This is a genomic window from Paenibacillus sp. J31R30 (genome assembly GCF_059692115.1).
In genome coordinates, this window is sequence record NZ_JCAUAV010000009.1 from 43982 (window position 1) to 58935 (window position 14954).

The 14954-nt window shown below is 46.6% G+C and carries 15 protein-coding genes; 3 read left to right on the top strand and 12 right to left on the bottom strand.

Going from position 1 to position 14954, the window contains the following annotated elements:
• Nucleotides 1-110: 110 nt before the first annotated feature.
• The 8 genes from AC58QO_RS24450 to AC58QO_RS24485 form a co-directional block, all read right to left on the bottom strand.
• Nucleotides 111-1874: a response regulator gene (locus AC58QO_RS24450; RefSeq protein WP_497270113.1), complete on the bottom strand. Its 1764-nt coding sequence runs from the start codon at nt 1872-1874 to the stop codon at nt 111-113.
• Nucleotides 1875-1914: 40 nt separating this feature from the next.
• A complete protein-coding gene (locus AC58QO_RS24455) occupies nt 1915-2289 on the bottom strand; it encodes a response regulator (RefSeq protein ID WP_497270115.1) in 375 nt (124 codons plus the stop codon).
• Nucleotides 2290-2379: 90 nt separating this feature from the next.
• Entirely contained in the window at nt 2380-2763 is a 384-nt protein-coding gene (locus tag AC58QO_RS24460; protein WP_497270117.1) for a gamma-glutamylcyclotransferase family protein, read from the bottom strand.
• 99 nt (nt 2764-2862) lie between these two features.
• Nucleotides 2863-3150: a CD3324 family protein gene (locus AC58QO_RS24465; RefSeq protein ID WP_028556449.1), complete on the bottom strand. Its 288-nt coding sequence runs from the start codon at nt 3148-3150 to the stop codon at nt 2863-2865.
• A 907-nt stretch (nt 3151-4057) separates the two neighbouring features.
• The gene (locus tag AC58QO_RS24470; RefSeq protein ID WP_497270403.1) at nt 4058-4819 is read right to left on the bottom strand and encodes a LamB/YcsF family protein; all 762 of its coding nucleotides are present in this window, start codon (nt 4817-4819) and stop codon (nt 4058-4060) included.
• A gap of 169 nt (nt 4820-4988) precedes the next feature.
• The gene (locus AC58QO_RS24475; RefSeq protein WP_497270119.1) at nt 4989-5981 is read right to left on the bottom strand and encodes a 5-oxoprolinase subunit C family protein; all 993 of its coding nucleotides are present in this window, start codon (nt 5979-5981) and stop codon (nt 4989-4991) included.
• Nucleotides 5971-6750, bottom strand: coding sequence for a 5-oxoprolinase subunit PxpB (pxpB, locus tag AC58QO_RS24480; RefSeq protein WP_497270120.1), 780 nt, complete (start codon nt 6748-6750; stop codon nt 5971-5973). The genes AC58QO_RS24475 and pxpB overlap by 11 nt, the downstream gene beginning before the upstream one ends.
• Nucleotides 6747-7550: an alpha/beta hydrolase gene (locus tag AC58QO_RS24485; protein ID WP_497270122.1), complete on the bottom strand. Its 804-nt coding sequence runs from the start codon at nt 7548-7550 to the stop codon at nt 6747-6749. Before AC58QO_RS24485 ends, pxpB begins: the two co-directional genes overlap by 4 nt.
• A gap of 99 nt (nt 7551-7649) precedes the next feature.
• Between AC58QO_RS24485 and AC58QO_RS24490 the strand changes: the two genes are divergently transcribed.
• The gene (locus AC58QO_RS24490) at nt 7650-7814 is read left to right on the top strand and encodes a heavy metal-binding domain-containing protein (protein ID WP_497270124.1); all 165 of its coding nucleotides are present in this window, start codon (nt 7650-7652) and stop codon (nt 7812-7814) included.
• A gap of 156 nt (nt 7815-7970) precedes the next feature.
• Here the strand turns inward: AC58QO_RS24490 and AC58QO_RS24495 are convergent, their stop codons facing one another.
• The gene (locus tag AC58QO_RS24495) at nt 7971-9566 is read right to left on the bottom strand and encodes a bifunctional metallophosphatase/5'-nucleotidase (protein ID WP_497270126.1); all 1596 of its coding nucleotides are present in this window, start codon (nt 9564-9566) and stop codon (nt 7971-7973) included.
• A 149-nt stretch (nt 9567-9715) separates the two neighbouring features.
• Here AC58QO_RS24495 and AC58QO_RS24500 point away from each other — a divergent pair, with 149 nt between their 5' ends.
• Together AC58QO_RS24500 and AC58QO_RS24505 are read left to right on the top strand one after the other, a co-directional pair.
• Nucleotides 9716-10693, top strand: a complete 978-nt coding sequence (locus tag AC58QO_RS24500; RefSeq protein WP_497270128.1) for a phosphate/phosphite/phosphonate ABC transporter substrate-binding protein — start codon at nt 9716-9718, stop codon at nt 10691-10693.
• A 204-nt stretch (nt 10694-10897) separates the two neighbouring features.
• Nucleotides 10898-11149, top strand: a complete 252-nt coding sequence (locus tag AC58QO_RS24505) for a hypothetical protein (RefSeq protein ID WP_497270130.1) — start codon at nt 10898-10900, stop codon at nt 11147-11149.
• A gap of 72 nt (nt 11150-11221) precedes the next feature.
• On the opposite strand, the gene phnE is transcribed toward AC58QO_RS24505, so the two are convergent.
• From phnE to AC58QO_RS24520, 3 genes are all read right to left on the bottom strand, one after another.
• Nucleotides 11222-12796 carry a phosphonate ABC transporter, permease protein PhnE gene (gene phnE / locus AC58QO_RS24510; RefSeq protein WP_497270132.1) on the bottom strand — a complete coding sequence of 525 codons (1575 nt, stop codon included), beginning with the start codon at nt 12794-12796 and terminating at the stop codon, nt 11222-11224.
• Entirely contained in the window at nt 12793-13566 is a 774-nt protein-coding gene (phnC, locus tag AC58QO_RS24515) for a phosphonate ABC transporter ATP-binding protein (protein ID WP_497270134.1), read from the bottom strand. Before phnC ends, phnE begins: the two co-directional genes overlap by 4 nt.
• 167 nt (nt 13567-13733) lie before the next feature.
• A complete protein-coding gene (locus AC58QO_RS24520; protein ID WP_497270136.1) occupies nt 13734-14765 on the bottom strand; it encodes a HoxN/HupN/NixA family nickel/cobalt transporter in 1032 nt (343 codons plus the stop codon).
• Nucleotides 14766-14954: the final 189 nt, after the last annotated feature.

The window sequence follows — 14954 nt, forward strand, 5'->3', positions numbered from 1 at the left end:
ACTGTATCAGAAAGTACTGGCGTCGCAAACCTCCATCAAGGAGATCACCACCTCACATAACCTTTCTCTAGGCAAAAAGAAAAAAGGAGAGGGCAGCACCCCCTCCTTCCTTAGACGAGTTTCATTAACTGTTTGACACGGTTCTCCAGCTCCACGAGTGAGAATGGCTTCGTCATATAATCATCGGCTCCCATTTGCAAGCCTTTCGCTACATCCGCTTCCTTCTTCTTCCCAGAAAGCATGAGAATCTTCATCTCTTTGGAGAGAGAATTAGCATCTGTCTTTACCTTTTCCAATATGGTAAATCCGTCCAGCCCAGGCAAGATTCCATCCAAAATACAGGCATCGAAAGCTTGACTAGTCAGCAGCTGCCACGCCTGTTCACCGTCAGAAACTTGCGTAATTACAATCGGCAAGTGCTCCAATTGTGAAATTAAGATGGCTCGCAGAATCGGATCATCATCAACAATGAGAAGCTTCTTCTTCTGAAGCTGTGCATGCGCATGGGCGACAAGTTTCGTAAATTGTGCTCCCTCATCCTCTAGATCCGCAAGGATAATCCGATTCTTGCCCTGTTGTTTCGCTTGGTACATCGCGTCATCGGACTTCGCTACCCACTCCGCAATCGTTATGCCTACTTGCCATTCAGCGACGCCTGCCGAGAACGTGATGGAGAACGTCTGCCCATCATTCTGAGCTACAGGCTTCACACGTACTTTATCAAGAATATCTTGCATAATAGAACGAGCTTGTTCCACAGAGGTATTCGGAAGTGCAATAACGAATTCCTCACCGCCAAAACGCGCCAATAAGTCCGTTGATCGCAGATTAATCTGCATCAAGTGAGCCAAGCCTTGGAGCACTAAATCCCCTACGTGATGTCCGTACGTATCATTGACGCGTTTGAAGCTGTCAATATCGATAAACACAAGCGATATTGGCGCAGGGTAGCGCTCAATCCGCTGGAGCTCCAGGCCAATCTGCAGATCGAAATATCTGCGATTGAACACGCCTGTCAGTGGGTCCCGGAAAGCCAGCTGTTCAAAATTCCGAGTCCGCTTGAGGAGTCCATAGATGCGTGCCGCCAATTCCTCGTATTGGAATGGCTTGGTCACGTAATCATCCGCTCCCAAATGAAAACACCGTACTTTATCACTGACATCGTCACGTCCTGATAATACAATAAGCGGCAGCCATTTGAGCGTAGGATCTTCCTTTAAGAACTCGAAGAGCTCATAGCCTGATTGCGGGTGCATCATAAGATCTAACGTAACGAGATCATACGTATGCTCACGAAGTAATTTCTTAGCTGACTCCACGTCGGATGCTTCGTCAACCATACAATCATCGAGCTGCAATCTTCTTGTCAAATAGGAGCGCAGCGCATCGTCATCATCCACAAGTAATATGCGGCTTTTCAAGGTTCGAAGCATCGAACTCACTGCAGGATCTTGCTGCTCATCCATCTGAATTTCTGTTAAGCCGATATCCAATTCCATTTTCAATTCCAGCAAAACTCCGGCTGTTCGCTCTATGCTTTCATAAACAGGATTCGTCGACGAAAGCAGCGCATCATCCAGTGTATTCGTCGCGAGTGTCCATTCCCACATCCGTACCAGGTCTTCCGCCAGTTTACCGATTCTCAAATAACCAAAAACAGGCGCACTGCCTTTGAGCGTATGCGCAATCCGGTAACACTGTTGTAAATCCTCTAGCACAGGTTCAACTTGAACGGCTGTCAGCAAAGTCTGAAGCAGTTGGAGCTGCTTGTCATATTCACGAATAAACAGCTTTTTGCCTTGTTTAAGAATCCTTGCATCACGATCAGTTTCTGAACCTGCATCTTTGGATCTCTCTATGTTTCTATGGCTCATAACAGACAATCACCCTTTATAAGCTTAATGAGAAAAACTTCTAGCGTTGCAAAAGCTGCCCTATGGTGTCTAATAATTGAAGCGGACTGAAAGGCTTCACAATGTACGTGGTAACACCCGCTGATTTAGCCTTCTCTTTATCTTTCTCTAGCGCTTTGGCAGTCAAAAGAATAACCGGCAAATCCCTATTCACATTCTCACTTTGTCTCAACCAAGCGCAAACTTCGACACCCGTACGCTCCGGCATCATGTAATCAAGAATGATTAGATCGTAAGCTTCCTTACCCAGTTGTTCGATCGCTTGTTGACCATCCTCAACCTCTGTAATAACGTAGCCTTCATCAGATAACGTTTCCGTCAGCAGAAAGCGAAGTGCCAACTCATCATCGGCAAGCAAAATTTTGTAAGCTGACATGTTCTCTCTCCTCGAGTCTATGAATTACCATTAATTATAGCACCATCGCTTACGCCTAGATAGGAAAATGTCGGAAAATATCGAAAGAAATCACACTTCCTTACCGTGCTGGTGGACCTTCCATGACGAGCCTTTTATTTCCGGCAAACCGCGAGGGCTAGTCCAACAGTAAACCCAGCCTTCCCGCTCTCCACTGACATCCTTCACCCAAATCCGCTCATATTCATTGTCCTCATGATTGGGACCGTAGTACGTTTCCAAGTCATCCATGGCGGCTAAGCCTTCTTCGGTGACCTCGAGCCATTCTCCCTCAACCCTATGATCATCACCCATACGAACTAGTGCTGGGTAGGGTCCTACATCAAATAAACGTCCTTCAATTGCTCCAGGTTGCACGTCAAGTACATACGGAGAGACAACAAAATGATTACTCTCTCCTACAAGTAACGTTCCATACACAAATACAGCTATCATTTTCTGTTCCTCCCTGTCTTATTTGCGTTATGTACATAAGTTCGTTATTTCGTCCATGGAATCCTACAAAAAAAAGCAGCATCACGATGGATGCTGCTGCTATGCCTGATTGGCTGTTAATTCACGTGTTTTAACAATAATTTTGCGGATGCTGTCTTCGGACAAATGAAACACCTTGATCAGCTCCAAAACCGTCGAGCCTGTTTGATACAGACGGAAAATCTCACGATTTCTCCGCTCAATGATGATGCGAGTGCCGTTATTTTCTCCCCAGCCAGCACGTTTTTGCTCTTTCTTAGGGATATACACGATTTCGCCTTGGATATATTCTTGTAATTGTTTTAATAGGTTAGGGGGAAGAACATCTTTCCCGTTCTTGTAACTCATGGATGAAAACCTCCTCAAATTGTACAAAGCTTAACTTTGACTGATTTGCAGAGAGTATCTTCATCGCCCCTTAACCTCCTACCATTCTCAAAAATGGAATAAAAAAAACACGATCATAATCGTGCCTGTCGGTTGTATATGCAATTATACAATTCAGGTGAACGGTTATTCCACGAATGATATTCAGTTAGGAGACGAGTACCTCTGCGGCGGCCGCAACATTCATCGCTACTGTCATTGTCATTGTGTTCATTAAAAAGCACTCCCTTCACCGTAGTTTTTTGTTGTGTTCACTTCGTGTTCACATTTCTCATTATATGTAAAAAGCTTCTCGCTGTCTACTCGATCTTAAAAGTTATGCGAGGGCCTAGGGGCCCCCGCTTGGAACAGTGATCTCTGCTTACGCAGAGATCACCTCTGTTTGCGTTGTAATCACCTTGATCACTCCTTTCCGAAGGCATTAGCCGGCCGGCTACATCTCTATATTACTCATATTGCTAAGCAGGTCTCAAGTGAAAGAATAGTTATAGGGATTCTTTCCTTGACGGGGGAGTGAAACGATGTGGAGAAAGTTGCAGGTTAGAACGAAGTGGACGTGCGTGAAAGTACTTAAAGTACCACGAAACGTTGCACATGTTGCTTTTCGGACGATCTCAGCTCATAGCTCGTTTGGCAAATTAACTGGAGAAAGTACATCTTTTTTCTGCTTTTTACATCTGAAATTCATATTAAATGGAAAATACCCAGCTAAATTCCGTGTTTCGGTGGCTAAATGAACAAAGTGGCCAAATCAACTTCATAAAATCCAGTTATTACCTCCAAAAGAGAAATACGAGCATAATTAAATGTACTTTTTCCAGTTAATCCACTGTACACGGATACATGAAAAAAAGGACCTAGCATTGCGCTAGGTCCCCAGCGGCATGACTGCGATGCCGCCTTGCGTAAGCAGCGCGCGGATATCGCGCGCGAACTCCACGGCGTGAACGCCATCGCCGTGGATACAGATCGTGTCCGCGCGCAGGCTCAGGTGCTCTCCCGTGAGGGAGAGCACCTTGCCTTCGCGGACAAGCCGCTCCACCTGCGCCGCAGCCGCCGCGGCGCTCTCAAGCAGCGCCCCCGGCTGGTCGCGGGGCGTCAAAGAGCCGTCCCGCTGGTAGCTGCGGTCCGCGAAAGCCTCGCTCGCGGTCCGCAGCCCCGCGGCGGCGCCCGCCCGCAGCAGCTCGCTGCCGGGCGGGCCATACAGCGTCAGCTCCGCGCTGACGCTGGCCGTTGCAGCCGCAATCGCGGCGGCTAACTCATGGCGCTTCGCAGCCATGTGGTAGAGCGCGCCATGCGGCTTCACGTGCTGCAGGCGTCCGCCTTCGGCGTGAACGAACGCCTGCAGCGCCCCGAGCTGATACAACGTCAGCTCGTAAGCCTCAGCCGGCGTGATCGCGATCTCGCGCCGGCCGAAGCCCTGCAGATCGGGTAAGCCCGGATGGGCCCCGATCGCCACGCCCATGCGCACGCACAGCTGTACCGTGCTGCGCATGGTTGCGGGGTCGCCTGCGTGGAACCCGCAGGCGATGTTGGCGGAGCTGACATAGTCAAGCAGCTCCGCATCACGGCCAAGGCGGTATGCGCCGAACCCTTCGCCCATGTCACAATTCAAATCAATGCGCAGCATTGCCATCACACTCCCACCCAAGATTGTGCCAACTCATCTTCGTCATTTTCTCTATGCCCTGCCTTGATGTATCATCATGACTTGTCTTTCCCTAGGCGCTGCATCGCTTAGCCATCCCTATCATGCCATGTCCCCATGTCCCTGCCTCACAGAGTAAGCATCCCTTGTTTTAAGCCATTCCCCTCAACCAAGCCTTCATCCCCGCCCCCAGCAGCTTCAAATCCATCGCTTGGAGCAACAACTGCTCTTGTGCTTCAAAATGTGTGACCTCCTGGAAACGCAGCTTCCCACCTGGTTTTACCTGAGCGACCAAAGGAAGGTCGGCCGTAATTACATGACCAATCCGTGGATATCCGCCTGTTGTTTGGCAATCGGCCATCAACAAGATTGGATGTCCACTTGAGGGCACCTGAAGCGTCCCAGCTACTACAGCTTCGGAAATCATTTCATAGGGCACGCCCGCTTCTAGCTCAAGCTTGGGGTCACTCAACAACCGATAACCCATGCGATCCGATTGGGAGGTCACTTGAAAGCTCTGAGAAAGCAATCCAGACCAGCTTACTGCGGTAAAAAAGGAGGCTTCCCTCCCTCTAACGATCCGTATAACAGGATTGTCTCGATAATCAGGACGAATCCATGGACTCACGGACTTGGATTGGAGCTCGACACTCTTCATGAGTTGAGATGGCAGTTCATTACGCTCGAGTTCCAATACATCCCCTGTACGAAGAGCTCTTCCCTCATACCCACCCATACCCGCTCTCTGGTAGGTGCTGCGACTCCCCAGTACGTAGTCTGACTTGAAACCACTATGCACAGCTAAATAGGTTCTACAACCATGTGTAGCGTAGTGAAAATGCAATTCACTTCCTTTACGAAGAACGAAGGGGCGCCACATCGGAGCTGAACTTCCATCCACTTCTGCTTGCATATCTGCACCGCAAATAGCAATTAGCATATCTCTCTGGGCAACTAATGAAGACCCATTAAGTGTCATTTCTAAGGTCGCCGCTTCGCGATCATTGCCAACTAACAAATTCGCTGCGCGATGAGCAAACAGATCCATCGGCCCGGCTACGATCACGCCATGTTTCCGATAACCATTGCGCCCTTCATCCTGTAATGTAGTTAAAAGGCCAGGTTTTATTACCTCAAAGCTCATCGCTCGCATTCCCTTCTTCTAACGCTTGAAACTGCTCGGAAGTGATGGCCACAAATTTCACTTGATCTCCAACCTTCAGTAAGGAAGGTGGAACAGTCTCAGGACGAAACAGGCGGAGTGGCGTTCGACCTATAAGCTGCCAACCACCCGGTGTTTCAAAAGGGTAGATGCCTGTTTGCGACCCGCCGATACCAACAGAGCCGGCTGGAATTTGTGTGCGCGGCACGGACTTGCGTGGTGTCGCTAGCCTTTCATCCATACCACCCAAATAAGGAAAACCGGGTGCAAAGCCAATCATATACACCGGATACACGCGAGATGTATGCCATGTCACGATTTCTTTTGTATCCACCTGATGGTATGCCGCTACTTCCCTAAGATCAGGACCATACGCTGCCTCATAACAAACAGGGATCTCAATAATGACTCCCAGTTGCCCGGCTAAGCTTTCGTCCTCCCTATAAGCATTCAATAGCAGCTCTATGTACCGTAAGACATGATCATAAGGGAGCCAAGTCGCTTCCCTATATGTTCGTCCGCTTTTTAACACAACTTCGGAAGAATAGTTATACATGTGGAAAGCATCATAATAAATTGTAATGGTTGTATAGGCGGTAACTAGCTCAGTGAATCCTTCATGCCAGTTATTTTCTAAATAACTCGCTACCTGCCTGACCTTATGAAGATTCAATAACGAAATGTCATCTCCTAGACGAATCACAATCGCTGAATCCCCAAGCGGATAGCATTCATAGACAAGCTTGGTCATGCAAATCGCTGCTTTTTCAACCAATTCGCACAAACCTCTGGCCAGATATACGCTTCCGAATGATCATCTGCAATGCCAATTCCATGACGTCCCGACTCGAAAACGTGGAGATCAAATGGGACCTTATTGCGACTAAGCGCACTGGCAAAAAGCAAGCTATTTTCGACGGAAACTGCCGCATCATCCGCCGTGTGCCACAGGAAGGTTGGCGGTGTATCTGCCGTTACTTGAAGTTCATTGCTCAAATCCTGGACTAACTCATCGCTGGCATCTTCACCAATCAGATTAATTCGCGAACCTTGATGCGTATTCATACCGAATGAAATGACAGGATAACACAGTACCATTAGATCAGGACGAGAGCTATGTTGGTCAATTGGATCTAAGGCGTTTTGATCTCCCGTATCATAGTGCGTGCCTGCTGTTGCAGCCAAATGACCACCTGCCGAAAAACCAAGAATACCAATGCGGTTCCCATCGACTCCCCATGCCTCAGCATGATGTCTCACGGTACGAATAGCCCGCTGCGCGTCTTGCAAAGGTATAGGATGTTTATAAGGAGCTACACGATAGTTCAACACATAAGCAGAAATGCCAAGCCCATTCAGCCATTTAGCGATTGGTTCCCCTTCATGAGGAGCTCGTGCGCCGTAACCTCCACCAGGACATACAATAACTGCTGCGCGCAAGCCCTCTCCCTCTACTGGGTATAAGGTTAAGCTTGGGCAGCCTTGATTATTCACACCTTGACTATCTTGCGTGGCTCCAGGCCATAATTCAATCGTCGTCCTTACGTTCACATTTGAAACCCCCTTATGCGTTTAGCGTACTAAGTTAATAATAGCCAATCCTTAACGCGTAGAAAAGCATCTATTTCAACAGTAAAGGAGCGATTCAATATGATTGTAGTTACAACAGAAAACTTTGCCGGTTATGAGGTTACGGAAGTATTGGGCAGTACATTTGGCGTCGTAGTGAGGGCAAGAGGCATTGGCGGGGATATTGGTCAAAATATGAGCGAAATCGTCGCCTACGGGACCGCTGTTCGAGCGCGAAGGTTATGAGCGGGATCATCGTGTCTACTATAATCCCCGGACGGGAGATCGTGCCTATATTCGTGAAAAGTAACTTTTTCTTTTTCACAAACTAAAAAAGCCTTGCAACAGCTGAGAACCTTTCGATTCTCCCGCTTTTGTCAGGCTTTTTAGATGCAACATGATCTATTTCCAAATCACTTTCCAGTTATGATTTACACTTGCCTCGATTGTACCTCGCTCCATGATATATCCCGCCAATAGCTCAGCTACGTCCGTTGGAATATCCTTGATTACCGGCTTATTCTGGAACATCGCATAATTGCCTCCGCCTGCAGCGCGATAATTGTTCATTACCACATCGAAGGAGGCTTCCAGCTTAATCGGTTCCCCTTCATAATCAAGCTGCACAACACGATTCCCTGCAGGACGGGCGATGTCTAACGTGTAGGAGATGCCCTCCCACATATCATAATTGTAATGAGCAGGCTTCGGATCCATAAAAGATTTACTAACTTGCAGATCTCCATTTTCCGACACTTCAAAATATTCCGCAGACTGCTCCAACGCATCCTTTATATCCTGACCAGAGATTCGAATGACCTTCAATGTGTTCGGATAAATATAGTTGGAAACAATATCCCGCATGGTGATATCCGCCGGAAATCCAGGTGAAACGTTATCAAATAACGCTGTGTTAGATATAGGGGCGCCTGACAGCTCCATTTGGACCTTGTTAATGAACTCAATCAGCGCATTGTCCTGGGTACGAATCTGCATAGGATCTCTCACGAGCATATCGCCCGATAGCTTACCGATGGGTTGATCCAGCCACAATTGCGTCTTTGACTCATAGGAACTAATTCGCTCCAGCAGAACCTTATCAGCCTCTACATTCGCAACAGATAGAAGCTCCGATTGCTTGGAAACAATACGCCAGCCCCCTTCAACTTGCTCCAGCGCGATGTTCACTTTCCCCAGCGTAACGCCGGCTGTGCCTGGTTGAACGATGGTTACGCCGTTTATTTGGGCACCCGCAATGCTTCGATGCTGATGACCAGTGAGTAGAACATCGATTCCCGCTACTTCCATACATAGCTGATAACCCTGATTCTCGCCTGTCAATGGCTCTGTAGGCTCGCCAGTTGCGATATCTCTTTCAAATCCGCCATGGTAGGAAACAACAACGACGTCTACATGTTCCTGCTCCTTGAGGAATTGTATCCATGTTCGAGCTGCTGCAATAGGATCTTCGAAACGCAAGCCAGCAATATGCTTCGGATCTTCCCAATTCGGAATGTAGGGCGTAGTCAAACCAAGAATCCCTACACGCACGCCTTCAGGAAATTCCTTAACGAGATACGGCTTACCAAAGAAAGGCTGGCCTGTCGCTTCGTTCACAATATTGGCACATAACCAAGGAAATTCAGATTCTCTGACTGCTTTCTGCAGCACGTCCATCCCGTAATTAAATTCGTGATTCCCCAGTACAGCTCCATCATAATTCAAATAGTTCAGACCCAGCACCATAGGATTCATAGGCTTATTATCCAAACGGGCGTGGTGATATGCTAACGGCGTCCCTTGGATTAGATCTCCGTTATCGATTACTATTACATGCGCTTCCTTTGCTCGTTCTTGAGCAATTAATGCAGCGATTTTCGACAATCCCACTTCATTGGGATGATTATTTGCGTAATGAATGGGAAACATATTCCCATGGAGGTCGCTCGTTTCTAAAATCGTAATGTGACATATTTGTCCTTGCCCCGTCTGCGTCAAGCACTTCACCCAATTCCAATTTTTTGTAAACTATTACATATAGACTGTCAGTTTAACAAATACTTCACACTATCTTCCATATCTCTTATGATAATGTTATAGTACATCATAGATAAAAAGTAAATATTTAAACGGAGGTCAAAAAAAACATGAAAAAATTAACAGTACTTAGCTTGTCCATGGTTGTAGCTGCAGGTGCACTTGTAGGCTGCGCGAAAAAAGAAGAAACTAAACCATCTGCTTCAGCTACTGCAGCAGCAACAGCGGCGGCAACGGCTACTCCAGCAGCAGCGGCAGGTTTCATTCCTAAAGAACTTAAAGTGCAATTCGTTCCTTCCCAAAATGCAGAGACACTTGAAGCAAAAGCTAAGCCGCTTGAAAAATTGCTTGGAGATAAACTAGGAATCCCAGTTAAGGTTTCCGTTTCCACTGATTACAACGTCGTAATCGAAGCAATGTCTTCCAAACAAGTTGATGTTGGTTTCTTGCCACCAAGTAACTATGTTGTTGCTCACGATAATCGTAAAGCTGCTGATCTTCTTGTACAAGCACAACGTTTTGGCGTTGATGATGCAACAGGTCAACCAACGAAAGAGCTTGTTGATTTCTATAAATCCGAAATTCTTGTTAAAGCGGATTCCCCTATTAAATCCGTTGCTGATCTAAAAGGTAAGAAAATGGGCTGGCAAGGTGTTACTTCCGCTGCTGGTTACGTTTACCCAGGTCTTGTTTTGAAAAACGCTGGTGTAGATCCAGTTAAAGATGTAACAGGCGTTCAATTCCAAGGGCATGACAAAGCAGTAATCGCTTTGCTTAACGGTCAAGTTGACGCAGTCGGCGTATTCCAAGATATTCGTACAAACATGTTGAAGGATTATCCTGAAATCTTCAAACAAACAAAAGTTCTTTCTTACTCCGATAAAATTCCAAATGATACGATCGCTGTTCGTTCGGATATGGATGCAGCTTGGAAAAAGAAAATTCAAGATGCTTTCATTGCGATTGGCAACGATCCAGAAGGTAAGAAAGTAATCATCGACGTATACACACACCAAGGTTATGTTGCTACGACTGATGATAAATTCAACATCGTTCGTGAAGCTAACAAAGCAATGGGCTTGAAATAAGATTTAACACCACATAAACAAACCACCGTAGCATGAGCCTTACAACATGATGCGGTGGTTTTTCCCTTCTAATTTTACATTCTATACCAGACTTTCCTTGCATATTATGAATGTGGCACGCCCGTCCAAGCTCATCGTTTACTTTCAATTACCAAACGTTTACTAGTCGGCCGTGTCATAACTTATTGTGGGGTGAAAATAGAGATGTACGAAATGCTGATTATGCGGAAAACAGAAGTTATCATTCGGTGCGGCACCGATGAAGTACAGGGTGTCATTTCGCAGTATTACCCAGAATTTCAGCTTCTAAAAATAAACAACATTATGATTCCTCTCACGTTAATTGACCAAATCGAGATTATCGGACCAGAAGAACCACTCCCCCATGTTTCCCATCGTTTTCGTGAGCCTCGTATCCTCCACTTAGTTGCACAAGGTGGGAATGTTCATTCATGAGTAAAAGGCAGTTCCTGAAGGTCTACGACCTTCAGGAACTGCCTTTTATTTAGTAATGCGTTGTTAATCGCTTTAAACGATCCGTTTTCGCAATGTACCTGAGATATAGTCAATGACAGAAACTGTGACAATAATCCCAATCAAGATAATGCCTACACGCGGCCATTGTCTTGCATTCAGCGCGAAGATCAATGGTGTCCCAATTCCTCCGGCACCAATGATTCCAAGCAAGGTCGCAGAACGGACATTAATTTCAAAACGGTACAGTGTATACGAAATGAAATCTGGAATGACCTGCGGAATGACGGCGAACGACATCCGCTGCCAGAAGTTCGCTCCTACGGCCGTCATGGCCTCTGTAGGCCCCATATCCATGTTCTCAATAGCCTCGGCGTAGAGCTTACCTAACATCCCCACAGAGTGCAAGCCAAGCGCCATAACACCTGCATATGCATTTGGACCAACCGCTTTGATAAAGATCAAAGCCATAATGATTTCTGGAATTGTCCGAACGACGCTAAGGAATAGCTTCCCAGTGCCAGAAACAGCACGGTACTTGCTCATATTGGCCGCAGCCCAGAAAGCAAAGGGCAGACAGACAATCGCTGATACGAAGTTTCCTAAATAGGAAATCGACAAGGTTTCAAGTAGGGAGCGAAGTAAATCTTCCCCTTCAGGAATATAGACATAAGCCCAATCAGGATGGAATAATCCACTGATCATCGCTTTTGTAAGAATCCAGGTGGTAGGTTGGAAGCCTGTTAATTCCAAGCCCGTTAATGCCCAAACAAGTAGACCGATTACAGCCACTATACCAATAATTTTATACGTGTTAGCTTGCGTTTCAGACATCGGCTTAGCACTGCCTTTTAGCAAATACGTACGGAATCGTGTACTCACCAAATCAATGATGACAACGATCAGCAGCGTATAAATGACGATTGCACAAGATTGATCGTAACGGAACAGATCAAGCGTGTTTTTAAGTAATAAGCCGATACCGCCTGCGCCAACCAAACCGAGGATAGCGGAAGCACGAATGCTCACTTCAAAGGTATACAGAAAATGCGCCAGATACGTAGGTGCTACTTGTGGCAAGACACCGAAACGGATCAGCTTCAGCTTATTAGCTCCCACCGCGGTCATCGCTTCAAGCGGACCTGGATCAATCGCTTCCGTTGATTCGTAAGAAAGCTTTGAAATGATACCAAACGTAAAGAAGATTAACGCTAATGTACCCGCTGTTGGACCAAAGCCTACTAATACAGCAAATAATGCTGCATAGAGCAGATCCGGAATGGTACGAACAAAATTCATAATAAAGCGAGCTGGGTACGACAACCATGGTGAGGATGTAACGTTACGAGCAGCCAACAGCGCCATTGGGAACGCAAATAGAGCTCCAACAACCGTACCCAAAATGGACATTTGTATGGTTTGTGCCATCGGCTTCCAAATGTCTGCGAAGAATAGCCAGTCTGGCGGAAACATTTCTGCAATGAATTTGAAGATCTCCGGCGTACCCGTAGCTAATCTAGTCAGCGTCGCATCTGTCTGATAAATGCTGCCGATCAAGAATAGCACCATGATCGCAATAATCAAATAAAACTTCGTGCGTGGAGGCTTTTTGACGGTTGCTACACTCATCCCTCCTGCCCCCCCAGCAGCTCATCTTTCTTGATGGCGCGGCCATAGATCTCGGAGAACACATCGTCCGTCGCATCGGCAACAGGTCCATCATACACGACCTTACCTGCACGAAGTCCGATAATACGTGTTGCGTACTCGCGAGCCAAGTCAATAAAGTGAAGGTTGACGACGGTTGTAATACCGAGGTCCTTGTTAATCCGTTTCAGGTCATCCATAACTTGACGGGTTGTGAGCGGATCCAATGACGCAACAGGCTCATCCGCCAGGATGATTTTGGCTTCCTGTGCGAGCGCTCTTGCGATGGAAACGCGCTGTTGTTGACCTCCGGACAATTCATCGGCGCGCGAATAAGCTTTTTCCCGAATGTTCACCCGATCGAGTGCTTTGAGAGAAAGCTCAATATCCGCTTTAGGGAACAAACCGAACATTGTACGAAGTGTAGAGTGGTAACCAACGCGACCAGAAAGGACGTTACGAATTACCGTAGATCTTTTGACTAGATTAAAGGTTTGGAAAATCATCCCGATATCTCTACGCATCCGACGCAGCCCCGCGCCGTTCGCTTTGGTAATGGATTTGCCATCAATTAGGATTTCACCGCTAGTCGTCTCATGCAGCCGATTAATCGAACGCAGCAGTGTGGACTTCCCAGCACCAGATAAACCTACAATCACGACGAACTCCCCTGGGTGAATGGTAAGGTTAATATCATTTAAACCAACCGTGCCATTTGGATAAACTTTAGACAAATTTTTAAACTCAATCATATTCGTCCTACTTTCTTTTACTCAATTTCTGAAATACTCGACAGACTACTTTCAACAAAACAGATGAAAAATCCTTTTTTCTATCATTACCTTTAGAAAAAATTCATATTCCATTGTTCACCATGCACAAAAAAAGACCCCAAGCGAACTCGCTGAGGCCATCTCATCTATGGATTGTACTTTGCGCCCCAACGCTCCTCGATCTTCATGCCTTTCCAGACGGCAATTGAAACGATCCACGCGATGACGAACATCCCAACCAGAATAAAGCCTAACGTTCCAAAATCAATCTCTTGCAGCCACGTCCAGAATGTACCTTCCATACTGAACTCTTCGGAAAGCACCTGTCCAAGCTCGATGACACCAATGATTAATGCCGCAACCACCGCAAGCGCAGTAACGGTCAAATTGTAGTAAAGCTTGCGAACGGGCGTATGAAATGCCCACTTGTACGCTTTGGTCATGAACATGCCGTCTGCTGTATCGAATAGGCTCATCCCCGCTGCGAACAAGAGTGGAAGTGAGATTACTCCGATAAAAGGAATTGCATCCTTCGCCGCGTGCGCAGAAATCGCCAGCAAGGCGATCTCACTTGCGGTATCGAAACCTAAACCGAAGAGAAAGCCTAATGGATAGACGTGCCAGCTTTTGGTGATGAACGAGAATAGCGGTTTGATCAGGCGTGCAATAAAGCCGCGTGACTCCAACAGCTCTTCAAACTCGTTGTTGTCGTACTTACCGCTGCGAAACTTCAGAAACATTTTATATAGGCTAATCAGAATGATCAAATTAATGACGCCAATGATGACGAGGAATAGTCCGGAAACAGAAGCCCCGATCACACCGCCAAAGCGCTGCATCCAAGGAAGCTCACGCGCAGCCCATTGTACCGAGAAAGCAGTTACTATAGCCATGATGAACACGACAGACGAGTGACCCAGCGAGAAGTAAAAGCCAACGCCTAGCGGATTTTTCTTCTGTTGAACAAGCTTCCGTACGGTATTGTCGATAGCTGCAATATGATCAACGTCGAACGCGTGACGCATCCCTAACGTATACGCTAGGAGTCCAATTCCCCAGAAAGCGGGCGATGTTTTGGCGACGGAGTATAAACCGATCAGCCCCAATACGTGAAGGAGGACAATAAAGCCAACGTATCCGCCCCAGCTTTTTCTCTCCCGCAGCAATGATTTCCACATGTAATTCAACCACACCTTTCCCATTCGTGTTACGATTTACTAATAATGTAGCACACGTGTGCATGAATTGAGAAGTACCTATCCAATTTTTTGTAAAGAATTCTAAATGTGATCTGATATAATAGAAACCGTTCCAAATATACGGCCAACTTACTTAGAAAACTTATTCCATGCATTTATATTAAAAAG

Coding starts and splice junctions, on each gene's coding strand:
- AC58QO_RS24450 (WP_497270113.1), bottom strand. CDS start 1,874: ATGAGCCATAGAAACATAGAGAGATCCAAAGATGCAGGTTCAGAAACT.
- AC58QO_RS24455 (WP_497270115.1), bottom strand. CDS start 2,289: ATGTCAGCTTACAAAATTTTGCTTGCCGATGATGAGTTGGCACTTCGC.
- AC58QO_RS24460 (WP_497270117.1), bottom strand. CDS start 2,763: ATGATAGCTGTATTTGTGTATGGAACGTTACTTGTAGGAGAGAGTAAT.
- AC58QO_RS24465 (WP_028556449.1), bottom strand. CDS start 3,150: ATGAGTTACAAGAACGGGAAAGATGTTCTTCCCCCTAACCTATTAAAA.
- AC58QO_RS24470 (WP_497270403.1), bottom strand. CDS start 4,819: ATGCTGCGCATTGATTTGAATTGTGACATGGGCGAAGGGTTCGGCGCA.
- AC58QO_RS24475 (WP_497270119.1), bottom strand. CDS start 5,981: ATGAGCTTTGAGGTAATAAAACCTGGCCTTTTAACTACATTACAGGAT.
- pxpB (WP_497270120.1), bottom strand. CDS start 6,750: ATGACCAAGCTTGTCTATGAATGCTATCCGCTTGGGGATTCAGCGATT.
- AC58QO_RS24490 (WP_497270124.1), top strand. CDS start 7,650: ATGATTGTAGTTACAACAGAAAACTTTGCCGGTTATGAGGTTACGGAA.
- AC58QO_RS24500 (WP_497270128.1), top strand. CDS start 9,716: ATGAAAAAATTAACAGTACTTAGCTTGTCCATGGTTGTAGCTGCAGGT.
- AC58QO_RS24505 (WP_497270130.1), top strand. CDS start 10,898: ATGTACGAAATGCTGATTATGCGGAAAACAGAAGTTATCATTCGGTGC.
- phnE (WP_497270132.1), bottom strand. CDS start 12,796: ATGAGTGTAGCAACCGTCAAAAAGCCTCCACGCACGAAGTTTTATTTG.
- phnC (WP_497270134.1), bottom strand. CDS start 13,566: ATGATTGAGTTTAAAAATTTGTCTAAAGTTTATCCAAATGGCACGGTT.
- AC58QO_RS24520 (WP_497270136.1), bottom strand. CDS start 14,765: ATGTGGAAATCATTGCTGCGGGAGAGAAAAAGCTGGGGCGGATACGTT.